The 25,536-nt window shown below is 70.0% G+C and carries 20 protein-coding genes; all 20 read right to left on the bottom strand.

Annotated features, from left to right (window positions below):
- Window positions 1-6: 6 nt before the first annotated feature.
- Window positions 7-3,216: an isoleucine--tRNA ligase gene (ileS, locus tag ABFT43_RS06800; RefSeq protein ID WP_347959754.1), complete on the bottom strand. Its 3,210-nt coding sequence runs from the start codon at window positions 3,214-3,216 to the stop codon at window positions 7-9.
- A 333-nt stretch (window positions 3,217-3,549) separates the two neighbouring features.
- Window positions 3,550-4,485, bottom strand: coding sequence for a hypothetical protein (locus ABFT43_RS06795; RefSeq protein WP_347959608.1), 936 nt, complete (start codon window positions 4,483-4,485; stop codon window positions 3,550-3,552).
- A gap of 35 nt (window positions 4,486-4,520) precedes the next feature.
- The gene (gene wag31 / locus ABFT43_RS06790) at window positions 4,521-5,318 is read right to left on the bottom strand and encodes a DivIVA-like cell division protein Wag31 (RefSeq protein WP_347959607.1); all 798 of its coding nucleotides are present in this window, start codon (window positions 5,316-5,318) and stop codon (window positions 4,521-4,523) included.
- Between the two features lie 316 nt (window positions 5,319-5,634).
- Window positions 5,635-5,976 (bottom strand): YggT family protein, encoded by a 342-nt coding sequence (locus ABFT43_RS06785; protein ID WP_347959606.1) that lies wholly within the window; start codon window positions 5,974-5,976, stop codon window positions 5,635-5,637.
- Window positions 5,977-6,032: 56 nt separating this feature from the next.
- Window positions 6,033-6,710 carry a cell division protein SepF gene (locus ABFT43_RS06780; protein ID WP_347959605.1) on the bottom strand — a complete coding sequence of 226 codons (678 nt, stop codon included), beginning with the start codon at window positions 6,708-6,710 and terminating at the stop codon, window positions 6,033-6,035.
- A gap of 105 nt (window positions 6,711-6,815) precedes the next feature.
- On the bottom strand, window positions 6,816-7,568 hold the full coding sequence (locus tag ABFT43_RS06775; protein WP_347959604.1) for a YggS family pyridoxal phosphate-dependent enzyme: 753 nt from the start codon (window positions 7,566-7,568) through the stop codon (window positions 6,816-6,818).
- Window positions 7,569-7,622: 54 nt separating this feature from the next.
- A complete protein-coding gene (gene pgeF, locus ABFT43_RS06770; RefSeq protein WP_347959603.1) occupies window positions 7,623-8,345 on the bottom strand; it encodes a peptidoglycan editing factor PgeF in 723 nt (240 codons plus the stop codon).
- Window positions 8,346-8,351: 6 nt separating this feature from the next.
- The gene (ftsZ, locus tag ABFT43_RS06765) at window positions 8,352-9,524 is read right to left on the bottom strand and encodes a cell division protein FtsZ (protein WP_347959602.1); all 1,173 of its coding nucleotides are present in this window, start codon (window positions 9,522-9,524) and stop codon (window positions 8,352-8,354) included.
- Window positions 9,525-9,811: 287 nt separating this feature from the next.
- Window positions 9,812-10,513, bottom strand: a complete 702-nt coding sequence (locus ABFT43_RS06760) for a cell division protein FtsQ/DivIB (RefSeq protein WP_347959601.1) — start codon at window positions 10,511-10,513, stop codon at window positions 9,812-9,814.
- On the bottom strand, window positions 10,510-12,099 hold the full coding sequence (gene murC, locus ABFT43_RS06755) for a UDP-N-acetylmuramate--L-alanine ligase (protein ID WP_347959600.1): 1,590 nt from the start codon (window positions 12,097-12,099) through the stop codon (window positions 10,510-10,512). The genes ABFT43_RS06760 and murC overlap by 4 nt, the downstream gene beginning before the upstream one ends.
- An 89-nt stretch (window positions 12,100-12,188) precedes the next feature.
- On the bottom strand, window positions 12,189-13,388 hold the full coding sequence (murG, locus tag ABFT43_RS06750) for an undecaprenyldiphospho-muramoylpentapeptide beta-N-acetylglucosaminyltransferase (RefSeq protein WP_347959599.1): 1,200 nt from the start codon (window positions 13,386-13,388) through the stop codon (window positions 12,189-12,191).
- Window positions 13,389-13,441: 53 nt separating this feature from the next.
- The gene (ftsW, locus tag ABFT43_RS06745; protein ID WP_347959598.1) at window positions 13,442-15,367 is read right to left on the bottom strand and encodes a putative lipid II flippase FtsW; all 1,926 of its coding nucleotides are present in this window, start codon (window positions 15,365-15,367) and stop codon (window positions 13,442-13,444) included.
- A gap of 5 nt (window positions 15,368-15,372) precedes the next feature.
- The gene (murD, locus tag ABFT43_RS06740; protein WP_347959597.1) at window positions 15,373-16,953 is read right to left on the bottom strand and encodes a UDP-N-acetylmuramoyl-L-alanine--D-glutamate ligase; all 1,581 of its coding nucleotides are present in this window, start codon (window positions 16,951-16,953) and stop codon (window positions 15,373-15,375) included.
- Window positions 16,946-18,043: a phospho-N-acetylmuramoyl-pentapeptide-transferase gene (mraY, locus tag ABFT43_RS06735; protein WP_347959596.1), complete on the bottom strand. Its 1,098-nt coding sequence runs from the start codon at window positions 18,041-18,043 to the stop codon at window positions 16,946-16,948. Before mraY ends, murD begins: the two co-directional genes overlap by 8 nt.
- 76 nt (window positions 18,044-18,119) lie before the next feature.
- Window positions 18,120-18,617: a UDP-N-acetylmuramoyl-tripeptide--D-alanyl-D-alanine ligase gene (locus tag ABFT43_RS06730; RefSeq protein WP_347959595.1), complete on the bottom strand. Its 498-nt coding sequence runs from the start codon at window positions 18,615-18,617 to the stop codon at window positions 18,120-18,122.
- A complete protein-coding gene (locus tag ABFT43_RS06725; RefSeq protein WP_347959594.1) occupies window positions 18,614-20,323 on the bottom strand; it encodes a UDP-N-acetylmuramoyl-L-alanyl-D-glutamate--2,6-diaminopimelate ligase in 1,710 nt (569 codons plus the stop codon). The genes ABFT43_RS06730 and ABFT43_RS06725 overlap by 4 nt, the downstream gene beginning before the upstream one ends.
- 192 nt (window positions 20,324-20,515) lie before the next feature.
- Entirely contained in the window at window positions 20,516-22,477 is a 1,962-nt protein-coding gene (locus ABFT43_RS06720) for a peptidoglycan D,D-transpeptidase FtsI family protein (RefSeq protein ID WP_347959593.1), read from the bottom strand.
- Between the two features lie 86 nt (window positions 22,478-22,563).
- Entirely contained in the window at window positions 22,564-23,481 is a 918-nt protein-coding gene (locus ABFT43_RS06715) for a hypothetical protein (RefSeq protein WP_347959592.1), read from the bottom strand.
- 3 nt (window positions 23,482-23,484) lie between these two features.
- Window positions 23,485-24,471: a 16S rRNA (cytosine(1402)-N(4))-methyltransferase RsmH gene (gene rsmH / locus ABFT43_RS06710; RefSeq protein ID WP_347959591.1), complete on the bottom strand. Its 987-nt coding sequence runs from the start codon at window positions 24,469-24,471 to the stop codon at window positions 23,485-23,487.
- 246 nt (window positions 24,472-24,717) lie between these two features.
- Window positions 24,718-25,161, bottom strand: a complete 444-nt coding sequence (gene mraZ, locus ABFT43_RS06705; RefSeq protein ID WP_347959590.1) for a division/cell wall cluster transcriptional repressor MraZ — start codon at window positions 25,159-25,161, stop codon at window positions 24,718-24,720.
- Window positions 25,162-25,536: the final 375 nt, after the last annotated feature.

Raw genomic sequence — 25,536 nt, 5'->3', positions numbered from 1 at the left:
CGCTGGTCAGCCGACCTTCGCGACGTCGGCGGTGACGCCGTCGCCGAGTTCGATGGCGCCGGGCCCACCGTCGGCGGTGACGTCGAACTCGACCGCCAGGACCTCGCCGGCGATCAGGCCGGAGTGGGTCTGTGCCCACTCCAGACGCTCCGCGGGCACCACCAGGCGGACGGTGATGCGGTCGGAGACGTCGAGATCCAGGTTGCGGCGCGCGTCCTGCAACTCGCGGACCCGGTCCTTGGCCCAGCCCTCGGCCTCCAGTTCGGGCGTGACGTTGGTGTCGAGCACCACCAGGCCCTTGCCACCCGGTAACTCGGCGGTCGAATCGGGTTCGACGGCCACCAGCTTGCGGGTGTACTCGCTGTCGAGCAGTTCGATGCCGTCGGCGACGACGACCTCGGCACCCCCGGCGTCGGTCCGCACCTCCCAGTTACCCGACTTCACGGCCTTGATCGCCCGTTGGACGTCCTTGCCCAGACGCGGGCCGGCGGCACGCGCGTTGACCGCGATCTCGTAGCGGCCGTACTCGCTGGCGTCGGTCGCGAGCGTGACGGACTTGACGTTCATCTCGTCCTTGATCAGGTCGACGTAAGGCTCGAGGGCGGCCGCGGTCGGCGAGGCGACGGTCAGACCCGGCAGCGGCAGGCGAACGCGCAGCTTGTTGGCCTTGCGGACGCTCGATGCCACCGAACACACCGCCTGGACCTCGTCCATCGCGGCGACCAGTTCGGCGTCGGAGGGCAGCTCGTCGGCGGTCGGCCAGTCGGTGAGGTGCACCGAACGCTCGCCGGTCAGGCCGCGCCAGATGGCCTCGGTGGCCAGCGGCAGCAGCGGCGACGCCAGGCGGCAGGCCACCTCGAGCACCGTGTACAGCGTGTCGAAGGCGTCGGTGTCGGCGTCCTGACCGGCCCAGAAGCGGGCGCGCGAACGGCGCACGTACCAGTTGGTCAGCGACTCGACGAACTCGCGGAACGACTCGCAGGCACCGGCGATGTCGTAGGTGTCGAGCGCCTCGGTCATCGTATCCCGCGTGGAGGCGAGCTTGGCGAGGATGTAGCGGTCGAGCACGTGCTGCGAGTCGGTCCGCCACGTCGCCGGGCGCTCCGCGTACAGCTGCAGGAAGCTGTAGGCGTTCCACAGCGGCAGCAGCGCCTGGCGCACCCCCTCTCGGATGCCGCGTTCGGTCACCACGAGATTGCCGCCGCGCAGGATCGGCGAGGCCATCAGGAACCAGCGCATCGCGTCGGAGCCGTCGCGGTCGAAGACCTCGTTGACGTCCGGGTAGTTGCGCTTGGACTTCGACATCTTCTGCCCGTCGTCACCGAGCACGATGCCGTGTGCGGCAACGGTCTTGAACGCCGGGCGGTCGAACAGCGCGGTCGCGAGCACGTGCAGCGTGTAGAACCAGCCGCGGGTCTGGCCGTTGTACTCGACGATGAAGTCGCCGGGGTTGTGCGGCGGCGCGTCGGCCGAGTCCCCGCCGTCGAACCACTCGCGGTTCTCGAACGGGTAGTGCACCTGGGCGTACGGCATCGAGCCCGACTCGAACCAGCAGTCGAGCACCTCGGGCACCCGACGCATCGTCGACTTCCCGGTCGGATCATCGGGATTGGGCCGGGTCAGCTCGTCGATGTAGGGACGGTGCAGGTTGTCCGGTCGCACCCCGAAGTCGCGTTCGAGCTCGTCGAGCGAACCGTAGACGTCGATGCGCGGGTACTCCGGGTCGTCGGAGATCCATACCGGGATCGGCGCACCCCAGTACCGGTTACGGCTGATGTTCCAGTCGCGGGCACCCTCGAGCCACTTGCCGAACTGGCCGTCCCGGATGTGCTCGGGCACCCAGGTGATCTGCTTGTTCAGCTCGACCATGCGATCGCGGAACCTGGTGACGGCGACGAACCACGACGGCACGGCCATGTAGATCAGCGGCTGCCCCGACCGCCACGAGTGCGGGTAGGAGTGCTCGATGGTCTCGTGGCGCAGGATGCGCCCGGCCGCCTTGAGGTCCTTGATGATCACCGGGTTGGCGTCGAAGACCATGAGGCCCTCGTACGGCGGGACCTGCGAGGTGAAGCGGCCGCCCGGGTCGAGCGGCTGAACGACCTCGATGCCGTACGAGGTCGCGAGCTCCATGTCCTCTTCACCGAAGGCCGGCGCGAGGTGGACGACGCCGGTGCCGCTCTCGGTGGTGACGTAGTCGCCGAGCAGGACGCGGTGTGCCCCGGGGTGCCCGAGGAAGAAGTCGAAAGGCGGTGTGTAGGAGAGGTTCTCGAGCTCCTTGCCGAGGAAGGTGCCGAGCACCTCGGGCTCGGCGATCTCCTTGCCGTACGCGCCCAGCAGCGCCTCGGCCAGCAGGTACTCCTGCCCGTCGGCGGCACGGACGTGGACGTAGGTGACCTCGGGGTTGACCGCGATCGCGAGGTTCGACGGCAGCGTCCAGGGCGTGGTGGTCCAGATCAGGGCGTTGACGCCGTCGAGCGAGGACAGCGGCCCCTCGGGCACCCGCAGCGGCATCCGGACGGTGACCGCCGGGTCCTGACGCATGCGGTAGGCGTCGTCGAGCTTGGACTCCTGGTTGCTCAGCGGCGTCTGCTCGTACCAGCTGTACGGCAGCACGCGGTAACCCTGGTAGATCAGGCCCTTGTCGTAGAGGGCCTTGAACGCCCACATGACCGACTCCATGAAGTCCAGGTCGAGCGTCTTGTAGTCGTTGTCGAAGTCGACCCAGCGGGCCTGGCGGGTGACGTAGTCGCGCCATTCGCCGGTGTAGCGGAGAACCGAGTCGCGGCAGTACTCGTTGAACTTCTCCATGCCCATCTTCTCGATCTCCGACTTGTCGGTGATCCCGAGCTGGCGTTCGGCCTCGAGCTCTGCGGGCAGACCGTGTGTGTCCCAACCGAACCGGCGTTCGACCTTCTTGCCGCGCATGGTCTGGTACCGCGGAACCACATCTTTGACGTAGCCGGTCAGCAGATGGCCGTAGTGCGGGAGGCCGTTGGCGAAGGGAGGACCATCGTAGAAGACGAATTCCTCGGCGTCGGCACGGTTCTCGATCGATGCGGCGAAGGTGCCGTCCTCGTCCCAGTACTCGAGGACGTTCCGTTCGACGGAGGGGAAGTCGGGCGCACCACGGCCCGTCCCACCCGTCATGTCGACCCTGGGGTACGCACGCCCGGTCGCGTTGGCGGCCGTCTCGTCGGCGCTCTTGTCGTTCATGTCCGCCACGGCTCGTCTCCTCGTGCCTGGATGTCTGATCACATACGGCACGGGGACGCATGCCATGTGGGCATACGCGGTACCACCCCGCTTGCGCCGGGAAATCCGACGCCTCTCAGGGACCGCGCGGACGAACCGTACGGTCCGGTGGCTGTGACGGGCCACTCCCGCCCGGTTCTACTGGGAGTCGGCCGCGGCGGGCCGGACTCTGTTCTTCCGGGTGCTCCCCGGTGATGGCCGGATCAACGCGTCCACCAGTGTAACGATGCATCGCCCGCACAATCCAATCGGTATCGGATGTGCGGGCGATGCGGTGGTGTGGACTTGTCGTGCTCAGTCGTCGAGCGGCGGTTTCCAGTTCGGATCGAGGGGATCGAACTCCGGCCGGCGCCGACTCCCCGAGGGCGGGTCGGAGTGCTCGGCACGTCCGGACCGTCCCGGCGCGGCGCCCTGTCCGGGACCACCGGCACGAGGCGGCTGCGGAGGCACTCCCCCAGGCTGCGGAGGCACTCCCCCAGGCTGCGGAGGCACTCCCCCAGGCTGCGGCGGGCCGAGATGCTGCGGACCGGGTCCACCCGGTCCCGCCTGCCCCGGTTGCGGTGGACGTGGCGGGGCCCCGTACTGCCGGTCCCCGGACTGCGGCCTGCCCACGGGCGGCTGCCCCGGGATCGGGCCCGACGATGCGGCGCCGAGATCGCCGGCGCCACCGACGGAACGGAGATAGTCCTCGTATGTTCCCTCGCGACGCTCGGGCGCGGGCCGCACCTGCGGGTTCGGACCGGACGGGGGTTGCTGCGATCCCGTCCGTCGCGGCGCGGGGCCCGGCCGCGGTCCGGACGGGCCGGTCGGCGCGGCCATCCCGGGCTGGAACGGCGGCGGGTCATACGGGCTCGGCTCGTCAGGGGCGCTCGCCGCCTGGTACCGACGTGTCGGCTCCTCGCCGGACGCGTTGCCGACCACCTCGGGGCCGGGCCCGGAATCCGGATGCTCGTCCTCATGGAGGTCGTCGGCGTGCAGGTCGTCGGCGTGCAGGTCGTCCGAGTACACGTCGGCGTCCCCGTCATCGTCACGGGTCGCACCCGGCACCAGATCCTCCAGCGATCGCGTGTTCTCCCTCCCCCGGGAGGCGAACACGTCGACCAGCAGGAAGGCCAGGCCGAGAAGACAGATGACGATACAGGCGACTGCGAGCCACACGGTCCCGGTGATGAGACCGAGGATGAGCAGCACGAACCCGACGAGGGTCGCGCCCAGGGCCAAGGTCAGCACATCACCAGCCTAGGGTGCATGACCACCAACCGGGGTCAGCTCGGCGAATAGCTGCTGAAACCACCGTTGCCGGGGTCGTTCGAGAACGACTGATCGGGGCGTCCGCCCTCCACCGGCGCGGCGCTGCCACGCTGCTGCAGCTCCTCGAGCTGCGACTCCAGGTAGGTCTTCAGGCGGGTACGGTACTCACGCTCGAACGTCTTGAGCTGTTCGATGCGACCCTCGAGGACGCCACGCTGCTGGTTGATGGTGCCCATGATCTCGCTGTGCTTGCGCTCGGCGTCGGCCTGCAGCGCATCGGCACGCTCCTGGGCCTGGCGCAGCTGCGCCTCCGAACGGGTCTGCGCGTCGGCCAGGATGGCCTCCGACCGCTGGCGGGCGTCGGCGAGCATCGCGTCGGACTTGCTCTGCGCCTCGGACACGAGGGTGTCGGCACGGGTCTGCGCATCGGCGAGCAGCGCATCGGCGTCGGCGCGGGCGCTGCTGGTCAGACGGTCGGCGGTGTCCTGCGCGAGCGCGAGGACACGGGCGGCACGCACATTGGCGTCGTCGTCGGTGGGAGCGGCGGCAGGGGCCTCCTGTGCCGGCGCCTGGGCGAAGATCTGGGTGCGCTCCTCCGAGGCGGGCGCACCGGCGCCCGACCGGGCATCGGCGAGCTCGCCCTCGAGCTCCTCGACACGCTGCTTCAGGTCGGTGTTCTCTTCGATCAGCCGGGCGAGCTCCGCCTCGACGAAATCGAGGAACTGATCGACCTCATCCTCGTTGTAGCCGCGCTTACCGATCGGCGGTTTGCTGAACGCGACGTTGTGCACATCAGCTGGAGTCAGCCGCATGTCGGTTCCCCTCGTGTCTGTGGTGAAGCTTGTGTTCAGTTGGCGTACCGTCCAACCCGGATCGCGCGACCTGAGTCGTTCGACCAATACAGGTTGTCACTAACTATTCATACCAGTCAAAAATAGTAACTGGCGTCCAATCCTGTCACATGCGAACCGTTGGTCGCACCCCTTTGTTCTCGGCGAGACCAAAAGGCCCGACGACGACCACCGCGGTGGCCTCGTCGACGTTCCTCAACTTACCCGGCCGGACCGTCCCGTGCGTCCGGGGTGAGCCCGGCGGTGTCGGTCGAGGAGACCAACTCTTCGGCGGAGACTAGCGTCCGGCGAGCGCCAGGGCGGTCGCGAGGGAATCGGCCATCGCGTCGGCACGGAGACCATTGACGACGTTCATCGCGATGATGACCACGAGCATGACGATCATCAGGGACAGGTCGAGGCGGATCGGCCCCAGCGGGATCGGCGGGAGGATGCGGCGGAGCAGCTTGATCGGCGGGTCCGTCACGGTGAACACCGACTCGATGATCACCACCGCCACCCCGGTGGGGCGCCACTCACGTGCGAAGGTGCGCACCAGCTCGACGACGAGCCGCCCGAGGAGCAGCAACCAGAAGACCAACAGGACGTAGTACAAGACGCCCAACAGAATCGCAGCCACGCGTCAAGATTGCCTGAAGATCACCGGCGAGGGGTAACCGAGGGTGTCCTCGCCGCTCACGAGTGGTTGTAGAAGCCGGTCTCGGCGATCTTGCGACGGTCCTCCGGCGAGACGTCGACGTCGGCCGGCGACAGCAGGAACACCTTGGTGGCGACCTTGTCGAAGGAACCGCGCAGCGCGAACGCCAGGCCGGCGGCGAAGTCGACGAGGCGCTTGGCGTCGTCGTTGCTCATGTCGACGAGGTCCATGATGACCGGGTTGCCGTCGCGGAAACGCTCCCCGATGGTGCGGGCCTCGCTGTAGTCGGAGGGACGCAGGGTGGTGATCTTCTGCAACGGGCCCTCCGGGAAGACACGCTCGAAGTCGCGCTCGGCGACGGGACGCGGCGAGGCGGCCCGCAGGGCGGCGCTCGACGAACGCTGCAGGGGCTCGAGACGTCCCGAGGCGCGCACCGGAGCCTCCGGAGCGGGCCGCGGTCCGGCGTACGCATAGTCGCCGGCGAAGTCGCCGGCCATCTCGTAGGCCGGCTCGAAGCGGTCGTCGTACATGTCGTCGCGGTATCCGGCGGCCGGTTCGTAGCCGGCGTCATACGGCGAATCGCCGTAGTACTCGTCGCGGTAGGCGCGCTCACGGGACGTCGGACGGAGCGGCGCCGCCTCCTCGAGGTAGTCGTCCTCGTACTCGCTGGGCGGCACCATGCCGAAGTATGCCTTGAACTTCTGCATCGTGGTCATGAGCGGCCTCTCTGTCGTGCGACGCCGGTGTGCAGCCGTGCCGGATGGTGCTTCTGATGTCATCTGAGCTTGTTGGGTCACTTGGTTCTGTTGTTACCAATGTGATTACTGAGAGAGTAGCGGCCGTTCGCCCATGATCGCGGTTCCGACACGCACGCATGTCGAGCCGGCCGCGACGGCGATCTCCATGTCGCCGCTCATGCCTGCGGACAGCTCAACCGCGTCGGGGTACCGCTCGCGAAAAGCACTGTGTATTCGGGCGGTTTCGTCCATCCAGTGCCCGGGCTCGCCGTGCAGCGGGGCGATCACCATCAGCCCGCGCAGCCGCAGCGCGTCGTCGGCGCAGATCCGGTCGGCAAGGGCCTCCAACCCGGCTTCGACGAGACCGCCCCGCTGCGGGTCGCCGTCGAGACTCACCTGGAGGAGCACACCGAGCGGTTCGGTCCGCTCCCCCTCGTCCAGGGCGGTCCGGGCCGCGCGACCGAGGGCCTCGGCGACCTTCGGCCGGTCGACCGAGTGCACCATCCGTGCCCAGCGGGCGATCGAGCGCGCCTTCTTCGACTGCACCGTGCCGATCATGTCGAAGACCGGGATGTCGGCGGGGTCGTCGGGCGCCCAGTCCGAGAGCACCTCGGCGACCTTGCGCCCGGCCTCCGGCTCGCGGGACTCGCCGAACTCTCGCACCCCGAGTGACAGCAACCGGCGGACGTCGTCGGCCGGGAAGAACTTGGTCACCACGAGCAGCGCACACGATCCGGCCGGGCGTCCGGCCGCCTCCAGCGCGGCGTCGAGCCGGGTACGGACGGCATTCAGGCGCTCGGACAGCTCGGCGGTGCGAGGATCGGGCGAAACGGTCATGTCTTCCATCATTCTCCGCTGGGACAACGGTTTTCGCGAGCGAGACGAGCAGGTTCAGGACCCGTCCGGTTCGCTCTCGTCCATCCAGATCACCGAGGCCAGCCGGCCGGTCGGTGCACCGCGGCGGTGACTGAAGAGATCGGGATCGGAGATCGTGCAGCGCGGGTCGACGGCGACCGCGGCGACACCGGCCTCGAGCAGCTGACGCCGCAGACCGGCGCGCAGGTCGAGTCCCGTCGTGCCCTTGCGGGTGCGGGTCGCCGATCCGGGCAGGTGTTTCTCGACATCGGCCTGCATGTCCGGCGGCACCTCGTAGTACTCGCCGCTGGCAGCGGGTCCGAGGAATGCGCCGATCCGCTCGGGCGCGGCGCCGAGTTCGACCATGACCCGCAGGGTCTCCGGAACGATGCCGATACGCGCACCCACGCGTCCGGCATGCACACCGGCGATGACGCCGGCCTCGTCATCGCTGAGCAGCACCGGCACGCAGTCGGCCGACAGCACGGCGAGCGCGAGCCCGGGCGTGGTGGTGACGAGCGCGTCGGTCGCCGGGACCGCACCCTGCACCGGACCGTCGACCACGGTCACGTTGCGGCTGTGGATCTGTTCCATCCAGACGACCGACGATTCGTCGAGCCCGATCTGCTCGGCGAGTCGTTTGCGGTTGGCGGCCACCGCGGCCGGGTCGTCCCCTACGTGGTCACCGAGGTTGAACGAGTCATAGGGTGCCACCGAGACGCCGCCGGCACGGGTGGTGACCACACGACGTACCCGCATCGCGGGTCAGCGCTTCATGAAGGACGGCACATCGACGTCGTCGTCGTCGAGGTGCACGGTGTTGCGGCGCGGCGGTTCCGGCTCACGGTCGGAGCCGAACGGATCGCCCGAGCCCTTCGGCATCTCGCCGAAGAGCGGATCGTTCTTCGGCGGGGCCGACACGGCGCCGGCCTGCCCCGTCGCGACGCCCGAACGTCCGGCCGCGGCCGGGGTGTCGGTGCGCTTGCGCGGTGCGCCGCCGTCGAATCCGGCCGCGATCACCGTGACGCGCACCTCGTCGCCGAGGTTGTCGTCGATCACGGTGCCGAAGATGATGTTGGCGTCCTCGTGCGCGGCCTCCTGGACCTGCGTCGCCGCGTTGTGGATCTCGAACAGGCCGAGGTCGCTGCCGCCGGCGATCGAGATCAGCACGCCGCGGGCGCCCTCCATCGACGCCTCGAGCAGCGGCGAGTTGATCGCGGCCTCGGCGGCCTTCTTCGCGCGGTCCTCACCGCGGGCCGAGCCGATGCCCATCAGCGCGCTGCCCGCGTCGCTCATGACGCCCTTGACGTCGGCGAAGTCGACGTTGATCAGACCGGGCGTGGTGATCAGGTCGGTGATGCCCTGGACACCGTTCAGCAGCACCTCGTCGGCACTGCGGAAGGCGTCCATGAGGCTGACATTGGCATCGCCGAGCTGCAGCAGGCGGTCGTTCGGGATGACGATCAGGGTGTCGCAGGACTCGCGCAGCGCGGCGATGCCGGCCTCCGCCTGGTTGCCGCGGCGCTTGCCCTCGAAGGAGAACGGTCGGGTCACCACGCCGACGGTCAGCGCGCCGAGCTTGCGGGCGATCTGCGCGACGACCGGCGCACCACCGGTACCGGTGCCGCCGCCCTCGCCCGCGGTCACGAAGACCATGTCGGCGCCCTTGAGGAGTTCCTCGATCTCGTCGCGCGCGTCCTCGGCGGCACGGCGGCCCACCTCGGGGTCGGCGCCGGCGCCCAGGCCACGGGTCGAGTCACGGCCCACGTCGAGCTTGACGTCGGCGTCACTCATCAGCAGGGCCTGCGCGTCGGTGTTGATCGCGATGAACTCGACTCCCTTGAGCCCCTGCTCGATCATGCGGTTGACGGCATTCACGCCGCCGCCGCCGATGCCGACGACCTTGATGACGGCCAGGTAGTTGTGCGGTGGCGTCATGCGCTCGCCTTCCTCGTTGGGTCGTGCTCGATGTTTCGGTGCCGGTTACCCGACGCGCCGGGGTGGTCACCGAGCGCCGGACCCCGGCATGGGGGTGCTGGCAAAACCCTAAACCTGAACCATAGATTTAGAGTTATGTCAAGTAGTTCGTGGTAGAGACGCTATGCACCGCGGGCGTCGGTATCCAGATTCACGCTCGGCGTGTCGGCAAGTTGCGCGTGAATTTCCCCGCGCGCGCGGCGATGTCCGGGAAACGGGAGGTCAGCGACGGGCCCGGACCACCGGAATCACTTGTACGCGGGGAATTCCGGACTGGTGACGTTGTACTCCGTGGCCTCACGTCTCAACAGGTAGGTGAGAGTTCGCGCCTTCTCCGCCCCGCGGTCGGCGTCTCCCCAGATGACCCGGCGGTTCTCGGTCAGGAGGAACGTGATGTCGACGGGCGACTGCGCCCGCACCCGGATCACCTGTTCCCGCAACGAATCCGGCAACCCGTCCACCGCCGCGATGGCTTCGCGCGTGGTCGGGTCGGCCGGACCGGCCTTCGGGGTCTCGAGGACCGGGAGCTTGAGCACCTCCGGCGGGACGCCCTGGGTCTTGTCGTAGTGGAGGAATGACACCCCCGACCGGTCGAGCACATGGACCTCGTCGCCGGCCTTCACGATCACCACCGGCACCCGCTCCTTGACGGTGATCCGCAGCGTCGACGGGTAGGACCGTTGCACGCGTACGGATTCGACGGAGGGGATGGTCGCGATGCGCTGGGCGACGGACTTGGTGTCGACCTGCAGCAGCGGTGTGCCGGGGGCGACCGCGGCCGCGGCCAGGATCTCGTCGCTGGGCACCGAGCCGTTCTCGCGGATCTCGGTGCTCCGCACGGCCATCAGCGGGGTCAGGTAGGCGATCAGGACCAGGCCCACCCCCGCGGCGACGACCATCATCGTGCCGAGCAGCAGGCGCGACCGGCGGCGGGTGGGCCAGCGGATCACGACACCCGTCCCGTGAGGTCGCCGGCGGCCCCGCCGGTCCCCTCACCGGATCTCGCGGCCCCGTCGCCGTCCTTCGCGGACAGCGCCGCGAGGATTTCCGGACCCTGCATGGTGATGTCGCCGGCGCCGAGCGTGAGCACGACGTCGCCCGGCCTCGCGAGCCCCGCGACCTGGTCGGCGAGCCTCGACAGATCGGGGGCGAACAGCGCCGGTGAGGTCACCCTGTCGGCGATCGTGCGACCGCTCACCCCGGGAATCGGTGCCTCACGCGCGCCGTAGACGTCGGCGACCACGACGGAGTCCGCGAGGTCGAGTGCCGCGGCGAACTCGTCGGCGAATTCGACCGTGCGCGAATACAGATGGGGTTGGAAGACGGCGATCACCCGGCCGCGCGACCCCTCCGGGCCCCCGCGCGCGGCGAGCATCGCCTGGGCCGCGGTCAGCACCGACCGCACCTCGGTCGGGTGGTGGGCGTAGTCGTCGATGACCTCGACCCCGCCGCGGCGTCCACGGAACTCGAAGCGGCGATGGACGCCGCCGAACGCGCCGATGCCGGTGAGGATGCGATCGAGCGTCTCCGCGCGGCGCTCCTCGGGGGCGCCGGTGACCCGGACCGCGCCGATGACCGCGGCGATCGCGTTGAGGGCCATGTGTTCTCCCGGCAGCGGCAACACCAGTTCGCGATCGACCGAATCGCCGGCGGAGACCGGGGCGGCGAAGCGGACCCGCGCCACTCCCCCGGTGCCGTCGGGCTGCCACGACAGCAGGGTCGCGACGTTCGGGACGCCGGGCGCGCGGTCGGCGTGGGTGCCGCGGCCGTAGCCGAGGACGGTGACGCCGCGCGTCGCGAGGGCGTCGGCGACGCGTCCGCCGAGTGCCGCCGACCCCGGGTCGTCGAGACAGACGACGAGGGTCCCGCCGGGCCGGATGCGCTCGGCGAACTCGTCGAACACGCGCACGTACGCCTCGACCGAGCCGAAGAAGTCGAGATGGTCGGACTCGATGTTGGTCACCGCGACCACGTCGGGCGTGTACTCGAGAAGGGAGCCGTCGCTCTCGTCGGCCTCGGCGACGAAGACGGGGTCGCCGCCGTGGTGTGCGTTCGTGCCGGACTCGTTGAGTTCGCCGCCGATGGCGAACGACGGGTCGCTGCCCGCGTGCTGGAGCGCGACCACCGACATCGACGTGGTCGAGGTCTTGCCGTGGGTGCCGGCGAGCAGCAGCGTCCGCTGCCCCTCCATGAGGCGTGCCAGCACGCGCGGCCGCAGCAGGATCGGGATGCCGCGGGAGCGGGCCGCCACCAACTCGGGGTTGGTCTTGGGGATCGCGGCGTGGGTGGTCACCACCACCGACGGACCGCCGGGGATCTGGTCGAGGGCCGACGGGTCGTGCCCGACCTGGATGCGTGCGCCGCGCGTGCGGAGTTCGAGGATCGCGCGGCTGTTCTTGGCATCCGAGCCGGAGACCTGGCCGCCGCGCGCGAGCAGGATGCGCGCGAGCCCGGACATGCCGGCGCCGCCGATGCCGACCATGTGCACCCGCGACAGTTCCGCGGGCAGCGTCCCGCCCGAGGCCGTGTTGCTCATGTCGTCACCTCCCACACCGTGTCCCGACCCACCGTCGTGTCCCGACCTGTCGCCGGCACCGTGTCCGGCACTGCTGTCGCGTCCAATTGTCACCGCTGTCGCGCCGATCGCCGCGAACGAAACGCGCCGCCCGCGCCCTCACGATGTCGGCGCGCCAGTTCCAGGGCGGCCTCGGCGACCACCGACGCCGCGTCCCGGTGTCCGGTCCCGGCCGCGGCCGCCGACATCTTCTGCAACCGTTCCGGGTCGGAGAGCAGCGCGATCACCTCGCGCTCGACGTATTCGGGGTTCACCTCGGCGTCCTCGACGAGGAGTCCGCCGCCGGCCTCGACGATCGGCAGCGCATTGAGGCGCTGCTCCCCGTTGCCGTGCGGCAGCGGGACGTAGATCGCGGGCAGCCCGGCCGCCGACACCTCGGCGACGGTCATCGCGCCCGACCGGCACATCACCAGGTCGGCGGCGGCGTAGGCGAGGTCCATCCGCTTGAGGTAGCTGACCGCGCGGTACGGCGGAGCGCCGTCGACGATCACCGGGTCGATCGAGTTCTTGGGGCCGTACGCGTGGAGGACGCCGATGCCGGCCTTGCCGAGGGCCTCGGCGGCACCGGAGACGGCGTCGTTGAGACGCTGCGCGCCCTGCGATCCACCGAAGACCAGCAGCGTCGGGGCGTGTTCGTCGAGGCCGAAGTAGTGGCGGGCCTGGGCGCGCAGCGCCGGACGGTCGAGTTCGGCGATGGTGCCGCGCACCGGCATGCCGACGACGGTGGCGTCGAGACCGGAGCCGTCGACCGCGGCGAGCACCCGGTCGGCGAAGCGAGCGCCGACCTTGTTCGCGATGCCGGCCGAGGCGTTGGCCTCATGGATGACGATCGGGATGCGGCGGCGGCCGCGCAGGTGCGACCGCGCGGCGAGGTATGCCGGGATCGACACGTAGCCGCCGAACCCGACGACGACGTCGGCGTCCACGTCGGCGAGCACCTTGCGGGTCGCGGCGACCGAGGACATGAGGCGAGCGGGGGTCTTGGCGAGTTCGACGCCGGGCTTGCGCGGCAGCGGAACGGGCGGGATCAGCCGGAGGTCGTAGCCGCGCTCGGGGACGAGGTCGACCTCGAGTCCGCGCCGGGTACCGAGGGCGGTGACGCGGGCGGTGGGGTCGATGCGCCGAACGGCGTCGGCAACGGCTAGAGCGGGTTCGATGTGTCCGGCCGTGCCGCCACCGGCGACCACCACCGACAGGCCGCGCCCGCTCGGCGAACCGGTCGTATCAGATTGTCCTGCAGCCGAACTCACCGGCGTCGTCACTCCATCTCCAGCCACTTCGCACGTCTGGTGCCGCCGAGGTCTCAGCGGCGTCCCACGCGGCCGTACGACGACCTGCTGCGCCCGGGGTCGGCGGACCGAGACGTACGCGGCTGGTGCGCGCCCGCCCGCCATCCCGGGGACGCCGAGCCACGCATGGCGCCGGCGCCGGGATACCCGCCACGGTAGTCGACGCCGGCCCGGGCCGTCGGCGCAGGTCGTGTGCGGCCGCCCACAGTCGAATACCGGGACGAGGTGCGCCGCTCGGAGGCCGGGGCGGCGGCCTTCTCCTGCCTGCCCGCTGCCCTCTTCCACGGCATCGCGAACCGGCCGTGCGTCGCCGGCGGTTCGGGTGCGCCCCCCCGACGGGCGTCCGGGCGGCGCCGTGTGGACGTCGAAGCCCGTTGCGCGCCACGCATGTTCGCGCCGCGGGCGGTGGTGCGTCCGCCCGGACGTCCGGTGTCCCGGCCACCACCCTTGCGGCGCTGGTCGCGCCGGTCGCGCAGCATCTCGACACGCGACTGCCGGTACGCGACCGGGGTCGGCAGGCGCAGCCAGCGGGCCATCCGGCTCGGCGGGGCCGCCGTCAGCGCGGCCACCGCCTCGGGTTCGTGACGCGCCGCGTTGGCCAGCAGGCCGAGCATCGCGAGCACCGTGAGCGTCGACGTGCCACCGGCCGAGATCAGCGGGAGCTGGATGCCGGTCACCGGCAGCAGGCCGATCACGTAACCGATGTTGATGAACGCCTGCGCGATGATCAGCACCGTGATCGTCGAGGTCATCAGGCGCAGGAACGGATCGGTCGAACGGTGCGCGATGCGGAACCCGACGTAGCCGAGCAACACGAACAGGAACACCACCAGCAGGCCGCCGATGAGGCCGAGTTCCTCGCCGATGATCGCGAAGATGAAGTCGTTGTGGGCGTTGGGCAGGTAGTTCCACTTCGCGCTGGACTGGCCGAGACCCACGCCGAAGACACCGCCGTTGGCGAGGGCGTAGGTCGCCTGCCGTGCCTGATAGCCCGCGCCCTGCGGATCGTCGACGTTGCCCAGGAAGCTCATCACGCGCTGCGAGCGGTAGCCCTCGGCGAGCGCCAGGATCACCGCGAGCACCACTCCGGTCGCCGCGAACGCGGCGAACACCTTTATCGGCAGGCCCGCGAACCACAGCAACGCGCCGACGATGATCGCGATGGTGATGGTGGTCGACAGGTTCGGCTCGAGGATGATCAGCACGCAGATCAGCAGCGCGACCGGCACGAGCGGGATCAGCAGTTCCTTGAGCGATGCGTTGTCGCGGCGCCGCGAGGCCAGCAGGTGGGCGCCCCAGATACACAGGGCGACCTTGACCAGCTCCGAGGGCTGCACCGAGATGCCGGAGATGACGAACCAGCGGCGGGCGCCCTGGCTCAGGGTACCGATGCCGGGCACGAGGACCAGCGCCAGCAGCACGATCGTGATCGCCATCGCCGGGGCGGCGAAGCGCCGTAGCAGGCTCACCCGCAGCCGCAACATCATGTAGAAGACGACGAGTCCGAGTCCGGCGAAGATGACCTGCGTGGTGAACAGTCCGTACGCCGAACCGTCCTGCGAGTAGCCCTCGACCGACGACGCGGACAACACCATGACCAGGCCGAAGGCGGTCAGCATGAACGCCATCGTCAGGACCAGCTGATACGACGCCAGCGGGCGCGCCAGCAGGTTGCGGACCGCACCGACGACGATGGCCGGGATCGACGCGGTGACCGCCGCCGCATTGGAGGCCGTGGCGACAGCGGAGTTCGCGGTGGCCGTCGTGGACGCGGCGCGGCCGGCGCGCGTCCGCCTCCCGGGGGCGGCGGTGTCGGTGTCGGTGTCGTCGGTCGGATCGTTCACGGCAGCATCGGTCACGGCAGGATCGTCGGATTCGTCGGCATCACCCGTGACGACGTCCTCGGCCGCGGTGTCGTGGACCGCGGGGTCGGCGCCCATCCGGCTCACCGCCGGGAAGCGGCGCCGGCGACGCGGCGGGCCGCATCGGCGAAGGCGTCGCCGCGCCGCGAGTATCCGGCGAACATGTCGAGCGACGCCGCAGCGGGCGCGAGGAGCACCGCGTCGGGTGCCGGGTCACTCGCGGCCGCGAGCTCCCAGGCCTCGGAGACCGCCTGCTCCATCACGGCGACGGCGGTGTCCGTGCCCGACGATTCGAAATCCGACGATTCGATCGGGAAGGGGACGGGATCGGCATGTCCCGGGCGATGCACGTTCACGGTGCCATCGTCCCCTGTGAATACTGTGACTGTTGGGACTTCTGGGGCGTGTCGTGAAATTGCTTCGACGACCAGATCACGATCTCGGCCGATGGCGACCACTCCCGCGAGCCGATCGCCCACCGCGGTGAGCATCTCGTCCATGGATGCACCCTTGAGCAGACCACCCGCGATCAGCACCACGCGCCCGAATGCGGACACCGCCGCCTGCGCGGCGTGTGGGTTGGTGGCCTTCGAGTCGTCGACGAAGACGATGCCGTCGCGTTCGGCGACCATCTCGCCGCGATGGGCGCCGGGACGGAAGTCGCGAAGGGCCGCCTCCACCGCGTCTCGCTCCACCCCGATCGCCAGTGCGAGCGCGGACGCCGCCAGCGCGTCCGCGATGCCCGACGGCCCGGCCGGACGGATGGCCTCGGCCTCGATGAGGCGTCCCGCCCCGAACGCGCGGTCGACGAGGTGGCCGTCGGAGACGCCGAGCTGTCCGTCTTCCGGTGCGTGCAGGGTGAATCCGACGCGACGGCCCGCAGCAGACAGTCCCGAGGCGACCGCGTCGTCGAGTCCGACCACCCCGATCCCGCCGCGCAGCGCACCGGTCTTGGCCTCGGCGTAGGCGTCGAAGCCGCCGTGCCAGTCGAGATGGTCGTCGGCGATGTTGAGCACGACCCCGGCGGCCGGCGTGACCGACGGCGCCCAGTGCAGCTGGAACGAGGAGAGCTCGGCGCACAGCACGTCGACGCGCGGGGTGGCCCGCATCGCGTCGAGGACGGGCAGGCCGATGTTGCCGCAGGCGGCACCGGACCGGCCGGAGCGCTCCACGATCTCGGCGAGCATCGAGGTGGTGGTCGTCTTGCCGTTGGTGCCGGTCACTACCAGCCAGGTGCGGGGCTCGCCGAGCAGGCCGGCGGCGTCGACGCGCCAGGCCAGTTCGACCTCACCCCAGATCGGGATGCCGTCCCGTTCGGCGCGGACGACGAGTTCGTGGGTGGGTGCGAACCCGGGCGAGACGATCACGACGGCGACGTCCGAGGACCACTCCGGGTCGGCCAGCAGGTCGGCGATGGCGACGGCCCGCACGCCCCGCGCGACCAGCTCCCCCGCCCCGTTGACGGCGTCGAACGCGGCCCGGCGAGTGGCGTCGTCGGCCTCCTTCGATGCGAAGCGGTCATCGGCCAGCACCACGCGGACGTCGCGGGTCAGCAGGTAGCGCGCCGCGGACAGGCCTGCGGTGCCGGCACCGGCGACCACGACGGTATGGCCCGACAATCCGAGCGGGTCGGTTCCGGACCGATCGGACGCCGCGTCAGCCATTGCTGGTCAGGAACTCGCCGTAGAACAGCGACAGTCCCAGCGCACAGGCTATGGCGGTCAGCAACCAGAACCTGATGATGACCGTCGTCTCCGCCCAGCCGCCGAGCTCGAAGTGGTGGTGGAATGGCGCCATCCGGAACACGCGTCGTCCGGTGGTGCGGAAGAACGCGATCTGGATAACCACCGACATGATCTCGGCGACGAACAGGGCGCCGATGATGACCGCGAGCAACTCGGTGCGGGTGCAGATCGACAGGCCCGCGAGCATGCCGCCGAGCGCGAGCGACCCGGTGTCGCCCATGAAGATCTTGGCGGGTGCGGCGTTCCACCACAGGAAGCCGAGGCAGGCGCCGCCGCCGGCCACCGCGATGATCGCGAGGTCGAGGGGGTCGCGGACCTGGTAGCAGCCGGTGGGGATCTCGCTCGGCGGCTTGGCACCGCCCGCGCAGGCGTTGACGAACTGGAAGAACGTCACCAGCACGTACGAGCCGAGGACCATCGCCATCGAGCCGGCGGCCAGGCCGTCGAGGCCGTCGGTGAAGTTCACCGCGTTCGACCACGCGGCGACGACCAGCCAGCAGAAGATCACGAACACCACCGAGCCGAGCCCGATCGCGCTGATGTCGCGGACGTAGCTCAGGTTGGTGCTCGCCGGAGCGAGGCCGTAGTCGTTGCGGAACTGCAGCACCAGCACGCCGAAGAGGATCGCGGCGATGAACTGCCCGACCGACTTCGCGGTCTTGTTCAGGCCGAGGTTGCGGTGCTTGCGGATCTTGATCATGTCGTCGAGGAAGCCGACGAGGCCCAGTGAGGTGGCCAGGCCCAGCACCAGCAGACCCGACGCGGTCGGGCCGTTGCCCGGGTCGGTGAATACGCCGACGAGGTGCGAGCCGAAGTAGCCCGCCCACAGTGCGGCGATGATCGCGACACCGCCCATCGACGGGGTGCCGCGCTTGGTCTGGTGGCTCTTGGGGCCCTCGAGCCGGATCTCCTGGCCGAATCCCTGCCGGGAGAACACCTTGATGAGGACGGGGGTCAGCAGGATCGACACCGCGATCGCGATCGCACCCGCGAGGAGGATCTGGGTCACCGTGCTGCCCTCGTGTTCACTCGTCCGTTCCCGACCACGCCTGTCTCTCCGACTCCTGTGCTGTTGGGTGCCCGCATCATGCGTCCGCACCTTCGTAGTTGGGTTGCCATCCGCAGGTCTCGCCCCATGCCGCGATCACCGCGTCGAGGTCGGCGGTCGCCGCCGCGAGCAGGATCACGTCGCCGGGGGCGGGTCGCCAGTCCGGTTCGGACGCGGGCAGTGCGGCCGCGGCCTCGACCGAGTCGACGATCTTGGCCTCGTCGCCCCACGAACCCTCCATGACCGCACCCTGGTGCAGGGCGTGCACGCAGCGCGAGTCACCGATGCAAAGGGTCTTGTCCACGGCGAGACGGACGGCCTGCCGGCCGAGCAGGTCGTGCTCGACGACCCGCTGATTCTCCTCGATCGCCTCCGGTGTCGCCACCTCCGCGATGACCGCCCACGTGCGCGGTCCCTCGCCGGGGGCGCTGCGCTGCGCGGCCGCGCGCTCGACGAGCCGGCGCAGCAGGATCCGGGCGTCGTCGACCGACACCGGTGCATTCCCGCGGATGACCGTCACGAACGAACCGGTCATCGATCGTCCTCCACCGTCACCTGTGCGGGAGCGGTCTCCCCGGTGAGCGATTCGAGCGCCTGCGCGACGACCTCCCGGTCGTCGAACGGATGCTTCACGCCGTTGATCTCCTGCCCTGTCTCATGTCCCTTGCCTGCGACCAGCACGATGTCGCCGGGTCGCGCCCAGGCGATGGCCGCGGCGATCGCCGCGGCCCGGTCCCCCACCTCACGTATCGGTTCGGCGCCGGGCGGCCGGTCGGCGTCGTTGACCGAGCGGGCCCCGGCGAGAACCTCGGCGCGGATGGCGGCCGGGTCCTCCGACCTCGGGTTGTCGTCGGTGACGACGACAAGTTCTGCTCCCCGCGCCGCGGCGGCGCCCATGAGCGGACGTTTACCGGCGTCGCGGTCGCCGCCGGCGCCGATGACGATGGCCACCCGGCCGCGTGGACTGTCGCCCGACGCACCTCGGAGTTGTCCGCGCAGAGTGGCCAGGACGGCCTCGACGGCACCCGGCTTGTGGGCGTAGTCGACGAGTGCCAGGAACGGCTGGCCCCGGTCGACGCGCTGCAGTCGGCCGGGCACGCTCACCCGGGCGACGGCCTCGAGTGCGGTGCTGACCGGCACGCCCGCCGCGTGGGCCACCGCGACGGCCAGCAGGCCGTTGGCGACGTTGTAGCGGCCCGGCAGCGGGATGACGAGCTCATGGCGGCCCTCCGGCTCGACGAACGGGGTGTGGGTGGTGCCGTCGGGGGCGAGCTCCGACGCACCGGCCCGCCAGTGGCCCGGGGTGGGTCCGGTCGACACGGTCACCGGCTGCAGGTGCGGCGCCTGGCCGGGGCGTCGTGCGAGGTCGGCCATCCGCAGGCCCCAGTCGTCGTCGACGCAGATCACCGCGCGCACCGCGTGCACCGGCGACGACGGCACGAACAGCTGTGCCTTCGCGTCGAAGTACGCCCGCATGGAGTGGTGGAAGTCGAGGTGGTCCTGGGAGAGGTTGGTGAAGGCGCCGATCGCGAAGTGCGCGCCGTCCACCCGGCCCAGCGACAGCGCGTGGCTGGACACCTCCATGACGACGACGTCGACACCGTCCTCGAGCATCGACGCCAGCAGCGCCTGCAGGGTGGGCGCCTCGGGCGTGGTCAGCGAGCTCGGCTGGGCGACCCCGTTGACGCGGGTCTCGACGGTTCCGATCAGGCCGACCGAGTGACCGGCGGCCAGGAGGGCGGCCTCGACGAGGTACGACGTGGTGGTCTTGCCCGAGGTGCCGGTGATGCCGATCAGCTTGAGCCGCTGCGACGGGTTGCCGTACACGCGGGAGCTGACATTGCCCAGCACGGACCGCGGGTTCGGGTGGATGAGGACCGCCACGGCGGTCTCGGGCGGCAGGACGCGTGCCAGTTCGGACCGGCCGGCGGGGTCGGTGAGGATCGCGGTGGCACCGGCGGCGACTGCCTGGTCGGCGAACCGGGCGCCGTGCGTCGCGGTGCCGGGCAGCGCGGCGAACAGATCGCCGGGCTGGACATCCTGTGCGCGGAGGGTGACGCCGCGCACGCTGGTGTCGCGGTCGGCGCCGCCGACGAGGTCGAGGCGCGCGCCGGTCGCCGTGGACAGCACGGTCACCGCGGTGGGCGCGACCTCCCGGGGACGACCGGGAACGCGGCCGGCCTTCTTCTTGCCGCTCGCCTTGCCACCGGCCCTCCTACCCGCAGAACCACGAGACGCCATGCGTTGTTCGCCTCCTCGGTCTGGTCGGTGTCATGTCGGTCGGTAGCGGGGCCGATGGGCGTGGACGGCCGGGTCTCGGCAGAACCGGCTGCCACGCGGGTCGGCGCAGAATCCCACTCACGATACCGACCCACGCGACGGTGCCCGGGACGCGGTGGGCCGACCCGGATGTGTCCGCGCCGGCGGGTGCGGTCAGCGGGCCGTGAGCGTCAGGCGCGGGGCCGGCGGCGACAGCGGGACCTGGGCGCGCTGCAGCATCCACGACGCGATGGTCGAGAACAGCGGTCCGGCCGACTGGCCGCCGGTGCCGTCGGAGCTGCGACGCGGGTTGTCGAGCATGATCCCGATGACATAGCGCGGGTCGTCGGCAGGTGCGATGCCCGCGAACGTGATGTTGTAGCGCGAGTTCGAGTAGCAGCCGCAGGACGGATCGACCTGCTGGGCCGTGCCGGTCTTGCCGGAGATCTGGTAGCCGCTGACCGCCGCCTTGGTGCCGGTGCCCATCTGCTCGCCCATCGGGTCGTCCTGCACCACCGAGCGGAACATGTCGCGAACGACGCGCGCGGTGTCGGGACTGACCACCCGGATCGGATCGGGACGGGCCCGCTCCTCCGGCCTCTGGCCGTCACGTTCCTCGGAGATGAGGATGCGCGGCGGGATGCGCAGGCCGTCGTTGGCGATCGCCTGGTACATGGCGGTCATCTGCAACAGCGTCATCGAGAGACCCTGTCCGATGGGCAGGTTCGCGAACGAACCACCCGACCACTGGCTCAGGGCGGGCACCTCGCCGGCGCTCTCCGCGGGCAGGCCGACGCCGGTCCGCTGCCCGAGGCCGAACCTGGTGAGCATCTCCGCGAAGCGCTCCTCGCCCACCTTCTTGGCCAGCATCAGGGTCCCGACGTTGGACGACTTACCGAAGATGCCGGTCGTCGTGTAGGGCTCGACGCCGTGCGCCCACGCGTCGCGCACGGTCACGCCGGCCATCTGGATGCTGCCGGGGACGCGGTGCACGGTCTGCGGGGTGGTGAGTCCGTACTCGATGGCGGCGGCCGCGGTGACGATCTTGTTGACCGAGCCCGGCTCGAACGGCGAGGTGACCGACGGGTTGCCGAGTTCCGCCTTCGGCTGTTCACTCAGCGGCAGCGACGCGTTGAACGTGCCGTCGTTGGCCATCGCGAGGACCTCGCCGGTCTTGGCGTCGAGCACCACCGCCGACGCCGACTTGGCGCCGGACAGCTGCTTGGCCTTCATGACCTCGCTCTGGACGAACCACTGGGTGTCGGAGTCGAGGGTGAGCCGCACGGTCGCACCGTTGATCGCAGGGTGCACGTTGCGCATGCTGCCCGGGATGATCGCGCCGTCGGAGCCGCGGTCGTAGGTGCGCGAGCCGTCGGTGCCGGACAGGAGCGCGTCGAGTGAGGCCTCGAGTCCGATGAGGCCGTTGCCGTCGTAATTGACGTCGCCGACGACGTTCGCGGCCAGCGAGCCGCCCGGGTAGAGGCGGATGCTCTGCGGGTCCGCGCCCACCTCGGGGAACCTCTCGGTGATCCGGGACGCGACGTCGGGGCTCACCGACCGTGCGAGGTACACGAAGGTCTCGTCGCCGGTGACCTTCTCGAGGAGGTCCTTCTCGCTGATCGAGCCGCCGAGCATCTCCGATACACCCTTGGCGATCTCCTTCAGACGTGTGTCGACGTCGGGCAGCTCCGGGTTCTTCTGGTGCTCCTCGGCGATCGACTTGCGCACCGCCTTCGGCAGGAAGGTCAGCGCCCGCGCCTCGTCGGTGTAGGCCAGCGGACGGCCGTTGCGGTCGAGGATGGAACCCCGCTTGGCCGTGAGCACCTGTGTGTACTCACGCTGCTGAGCGGCCTCGGCCGAGATCGAGCCGGACTGGATGGTGTGGACGACGATCATCTTGGTCGCGACCGCGAGCACGATGAGCGCCACGACGACCGCGAACACACGGGTGCGAAAACCGAAGCCGTGGAACCCTCCACTGTTGCCGGTCGGGCGGAACCCCCTGAACCGCGGCGGCTTTCCGCCCGATCCGGTGCGTGCGGCGGGGTTCCGGGAAATCCGCTGCGATCCTTGGCCCGGGCGACGCCCCGGGCGAGACGGCCGCTGGCCCACTCGCTCGAATGCCGCACGTGTCATGGTCGTCAATTCTTCACCGCTTCAGGGTCGTTTCCGGGATTTGCTGTCGGTGGGTTGCGATTCGCCGCGGGGCACCTGGCCCCCACTCACGTGCGCGGCACCACATTGGGTGCGGGCACCGGCGATGACGGCTGGGGTGCCGGGTTCGGCGGTGGCGGGTTCTGGGGCACCACATTCTGGGGAACCGGATTCGGCTGGGCCGGATTCTGGTTCTGCGGAGCCGGATTCGCCGACGGCCCGGTCGGCGCAGCTCCGGACCCCGGGGCGGCGGGGGCCGGTTGGCCGGCCTGCGGCGCGGGCGTGGTCGGGTTCGCCGGTGCGGGCACGGCGCTGCCGCCCAGGCCGATTGAGTCGTCCACCTGCTTCGGGTCGATCTTCTCGGTCGGGTCCGGCGTCGGCTGCGGGTTGAGATCCACCATCGGCTTCCCGGAGGCCGGTGCCGGCTTGCCGACGATCTTCGGCCGGCGCGGATCCTCGACGATCATCCGGGCCGGGTTCTGCGCCGGGATCATGCCGAGACGCGTTGCCTCCCGGGCCAGCTCGGGTGCCGAGTTGCCGGATTCGTAGTCACGCTTGAGTGCGTCACGCTGGTCGACGAGCGCCTGGTTCTCCGCCCGCTCCACACCGAGCCGATAGGAGTCCTGCGCGGCCTTGGTCGACAGCCACAGGCTCAGGCCCAGACCGACGATGAGCAACGCGAGAACCGGCACGACGAACGGCGTGTGCTGCAGGCGTTCCCGGAACGACACACTGGAGATCGACAACCCGCCGCGCGGTGCGGGAGTGCCCGTGGCCATGCGTCGGCGGCGCCGGTCGAGGGCGCGCTGCGCGGCCTTCGACCGAGTGGCGCGCTCCGACTCGATCCGGGCGCGCCGGGACCGCCGGGTGTTCTCGGCGTCACCGGCTCGCCGCTCGTCGCCGCGTCGGCGCGCATCCGTGCCCGAGCGCCGAGATCCGGCACCCCGCGAATTCGAGTGCGTCGGGGCCTCGTGCAGAACGGTCATGCCCTAGCCCTTCTTCTCGACTCGTTCGATCGCCCGGACCCGCGCGGGCGCGGATCGCGGATTGCTCTCCAGTTCCTCGTCGTCGGGTCGCTCGGCGCCCCGCGTCACCAGACGGAATTCCGCGGCGGTGCCGGGAAGCTCGACCGGCAACCCGGGCGGCGACTTCGACGTGGTACGGGCGACGAACTCCCGCTTGACGATCCGGTCCTCGAGTGATTGGTAGCTCATGACCACCACGCGTCCACCGACGCCGAGCGCGTCGAGCGCGGCCGGCAGTGCTTCACGGAGAACGTCGAGTTCGTGGTTCACCTCGATGCGCAGAGCCTGGAAGGTGCGCTTGGCCGGATGTCCCCCGGTGCGGCGGGTGGCCGCCGGAATGGTGGCGTAGAGCAGCTCCACCAGACGCGCACTGGTGGTGAAGGGCTCCTTCTCCCGCTCGCGGATGACGGCCGAGGCGATCTTCCCCGCGAAGCGCTCCTCGCCGTATTCGGAGAGGACGCGGGCCAATTCGCCATGCGAGTAGGTGTTGAGGACGTCCGCGGCGGTGAGCGGGTCGTCGGGATTCATCCGCATGTCCAGCGGCGCGTCGACCGAGTAGGCGAAGCCGCGTCCGGCCTGGTCGAGCTGCATCGACGAGACGCCGAGGTCGAAGAGTGCGCCGTCGATGGACCGCCGGCCCGCCTCGGCGAGGACGTCGTCGATCTCGTGAAAGGTCGCCTGGTGCAGGGAGATCCGGTCGGCGTGCGGCGCGAGCCTGCGTCGTGCGATGTCCAGCGCGGACGAGTCCCGGTCGATACCGATGACCTGGACGTTCGGGAAGGCGTTCAGGATGAGTTCGCTGTGCCCGCCGGCCCCGAGCGTGGCGTCCAGATAGACCCGGGTGTCGTCGGATTCCAGTGCAGGGGCGAGTAATTCGACGATGCGCCGTCCCATGACCGGGATGTGGCCGAACTCGCCCGATCGGCGTGTGTCGTCACCAGTCTCATCCACTCGAGGGCCCCCATCGGCGTTGCGGCCAGGTCGTCCGGCAGGTTCGGCGTATCGGCTCTTCATCACAGGTCACCGGAGTGCTCTCTCGGCTGGGTCACGGTGCGGAGAGGGTCCGGAGCTCCGGATGGAGCGGGGTCCCGATCCGATCACGCACCTGGCGTTGGGGAAGTACGCCAGGGTCGGACCGGACCGGGGCCTCGTGCCACCCGAAGCCCGTGCACCGACTCCGCCTCTGCGACCCCTCGGCTACAGGACCGCGTTCAACGCGGCCGAGTTGGCGGCCGAGAAGTCCTCCTCGTGCTGAGCCTGGTACTCGTTCCATGCGGCCGAATCCCAGATCTCGAGGTGATCGAAGCTGCCGAACACCACGCACTCCTTGGACAGTCCCGCGTAGGTCCGATGGGCGGCGGACAGGACGATCCGGCCCTGGCCGTCCGGCCGCTGCTCTTCCGAACCGGCGAAGAACGTTCGCTGAAACGCACGCAGATCGGGGTTGCTGCGTGACGCCTCGACGATCCTCGCCGCGATCGCGTCGAACTCCTCGGTCCGGTACACCGACAGGCTGTGGTCCTGGCCTTTCGTGACCACCAACCCTCCTGCCAATGCGTCGCGGAACTTCGCGGGCAACGTGAGTCGCCCTTTGTCGTCCAACTTGGGCGTGTAGGTGCCGACAAATCGCACAGACGACACGTCGACACCTCCTGCCCCTGGGATTCGCGTTCCGGATCGCTTCACCCAGTGATGCCACAGTACCCCACTTTCCTCCACTTTCCACCCCAGGTGCCCACTTCAACTTACAGCAGGAGTAAATACCCAGTTCAGAAGGGTGAAATTCGCAATGCGACCTGCGTGTCCTGTCACCCACCCAGCCGCCAGTGCTTCAACCGGAGGGGTTACGGGCGTGCCATTTGAGGCGTGAGAGGTACCTGCGACCAGTGGTTTCGAGCAGGTGGGGCAAAGTGGGGAATCCGAGTGGGGCGAAGTGGGGAACGCCGGTGGGGCACGGTGGGGAGCCCGGTGGGGATCCCGGCGGGGGCGGTGGGGCGGATGCACGAAAGAGCCGCG

The sequence above is a fragment of the Gordonia aurantiaca genome (assembly GCF_039939235.1).
Classification (GTDB): domain Bacteria; phylum Actinomycetota; class Actinomycetes; order Mycobacteriales; family Mycobacteriaceae; genus Gordonia.
Note: the sequence above shows the minus strand (reverse complement) of the source record. Positions and strands in the feature narration are given on the sequence as shown.

What these genes read in the sequence shown, in the direction of transcription:
- murC (WP_347959600.1), bottom strand. Translation starts at nt 12,099, where the DNA reads ATGAGCAACACGGCCTCGGGCGGGACGCTGCCCGCGGAACTGTCGCGG.
- murD (WP_347959597.1), bottom strand. Translation starts at nt 16,953, where the DNA reads ATGGCTGACGCGGCGTCCGATCGGTCCGGAACCGACCCGCTCGGATTG.
- ABFT43_RS06720 (WP_347959593.1), bottom strand. Translation starts at nt 22,477, where the DNA reads ATGACACGTGCGGCATTCGAGCGAGTGGGCCAGCGGCCGTCTCGCCCG.
- ftsW (WP_347959598.1), bottom strand. Translation starts at nt 15,367, where the DNA reads ATGGGCGCCGACCCCGCGGTCCACGACACCGCGGCCGAGGACGTCGTC.
- ABFT43_RS06780 (WP_347959605.1), bottom strand. Translation starts at nt 6,710, where the DNA reads ATGACCACGATGCAGAAGTTCAAGGCATACTTCGGCATGGTGCCGCCC.
- pgeF (WP_347959603.1), bottom strand. Translation starts at nt 8,345, where the DNA reads ATGCGGGTACGTCGTGTGGTCACCACCCGTGCCGGCGGCGTCTCGGTG.
- ABFT43_RS06775 (WP_347959604.1), bottom strand. Translation starts at nt 7,568, where the DNA reads ATGACCGTTTCGCCCGATCCTCGCACCGCCGAGCTGTCCGAGCGCCTG.
- ftsZ (WP_347959602.1), bottom strand. Translation starts at nt 9,524, where the DNA reads ATGACGCCACCGCACAACTACCTGGCCGTCATCAAGGTCGTCGGCATC.
- ABFT43_RS06730 (WP_347959595.1), bottom strand. Translation starts at nt 18,617, where the DNA reads ATGACCGGTTCGTTCGTGACGGTCATCCGCGGGAATGCACCGGTGTCG.
- ABFT43_RS06715 (WP_347959592.1), bottom strand. Translation starts at nt 23,481, where the DNA reads ATGACCGTTCTGCACGAGGCCCCGACGCACTCGAATTCGCGGGGTGCC.
- ileS (WP_347959754.1), bottom strand. Translation starts at nt 3,216, where the DNA reads ATGAACGACAAGAGCGCCGACGAGACGGCCGCCAACGCGACCGGGCGT.
- wag31 (WP_347959607.1), bottom strand. Translation starts at nt 5,318, where the DNA reads ATGCGGCTGACTCCAGCTGATGTGCACAACGTCGCGTTCAGCAAACCG.
- ABFT43_RS06725 (WP_347959594.1), bottom strand. Translation starts at nt 20,323, where the DNA reads ATGGCGTCTCGTGGTTCTGCGGGTAGGAGGGCCGGTGGCAAGGCGAGC.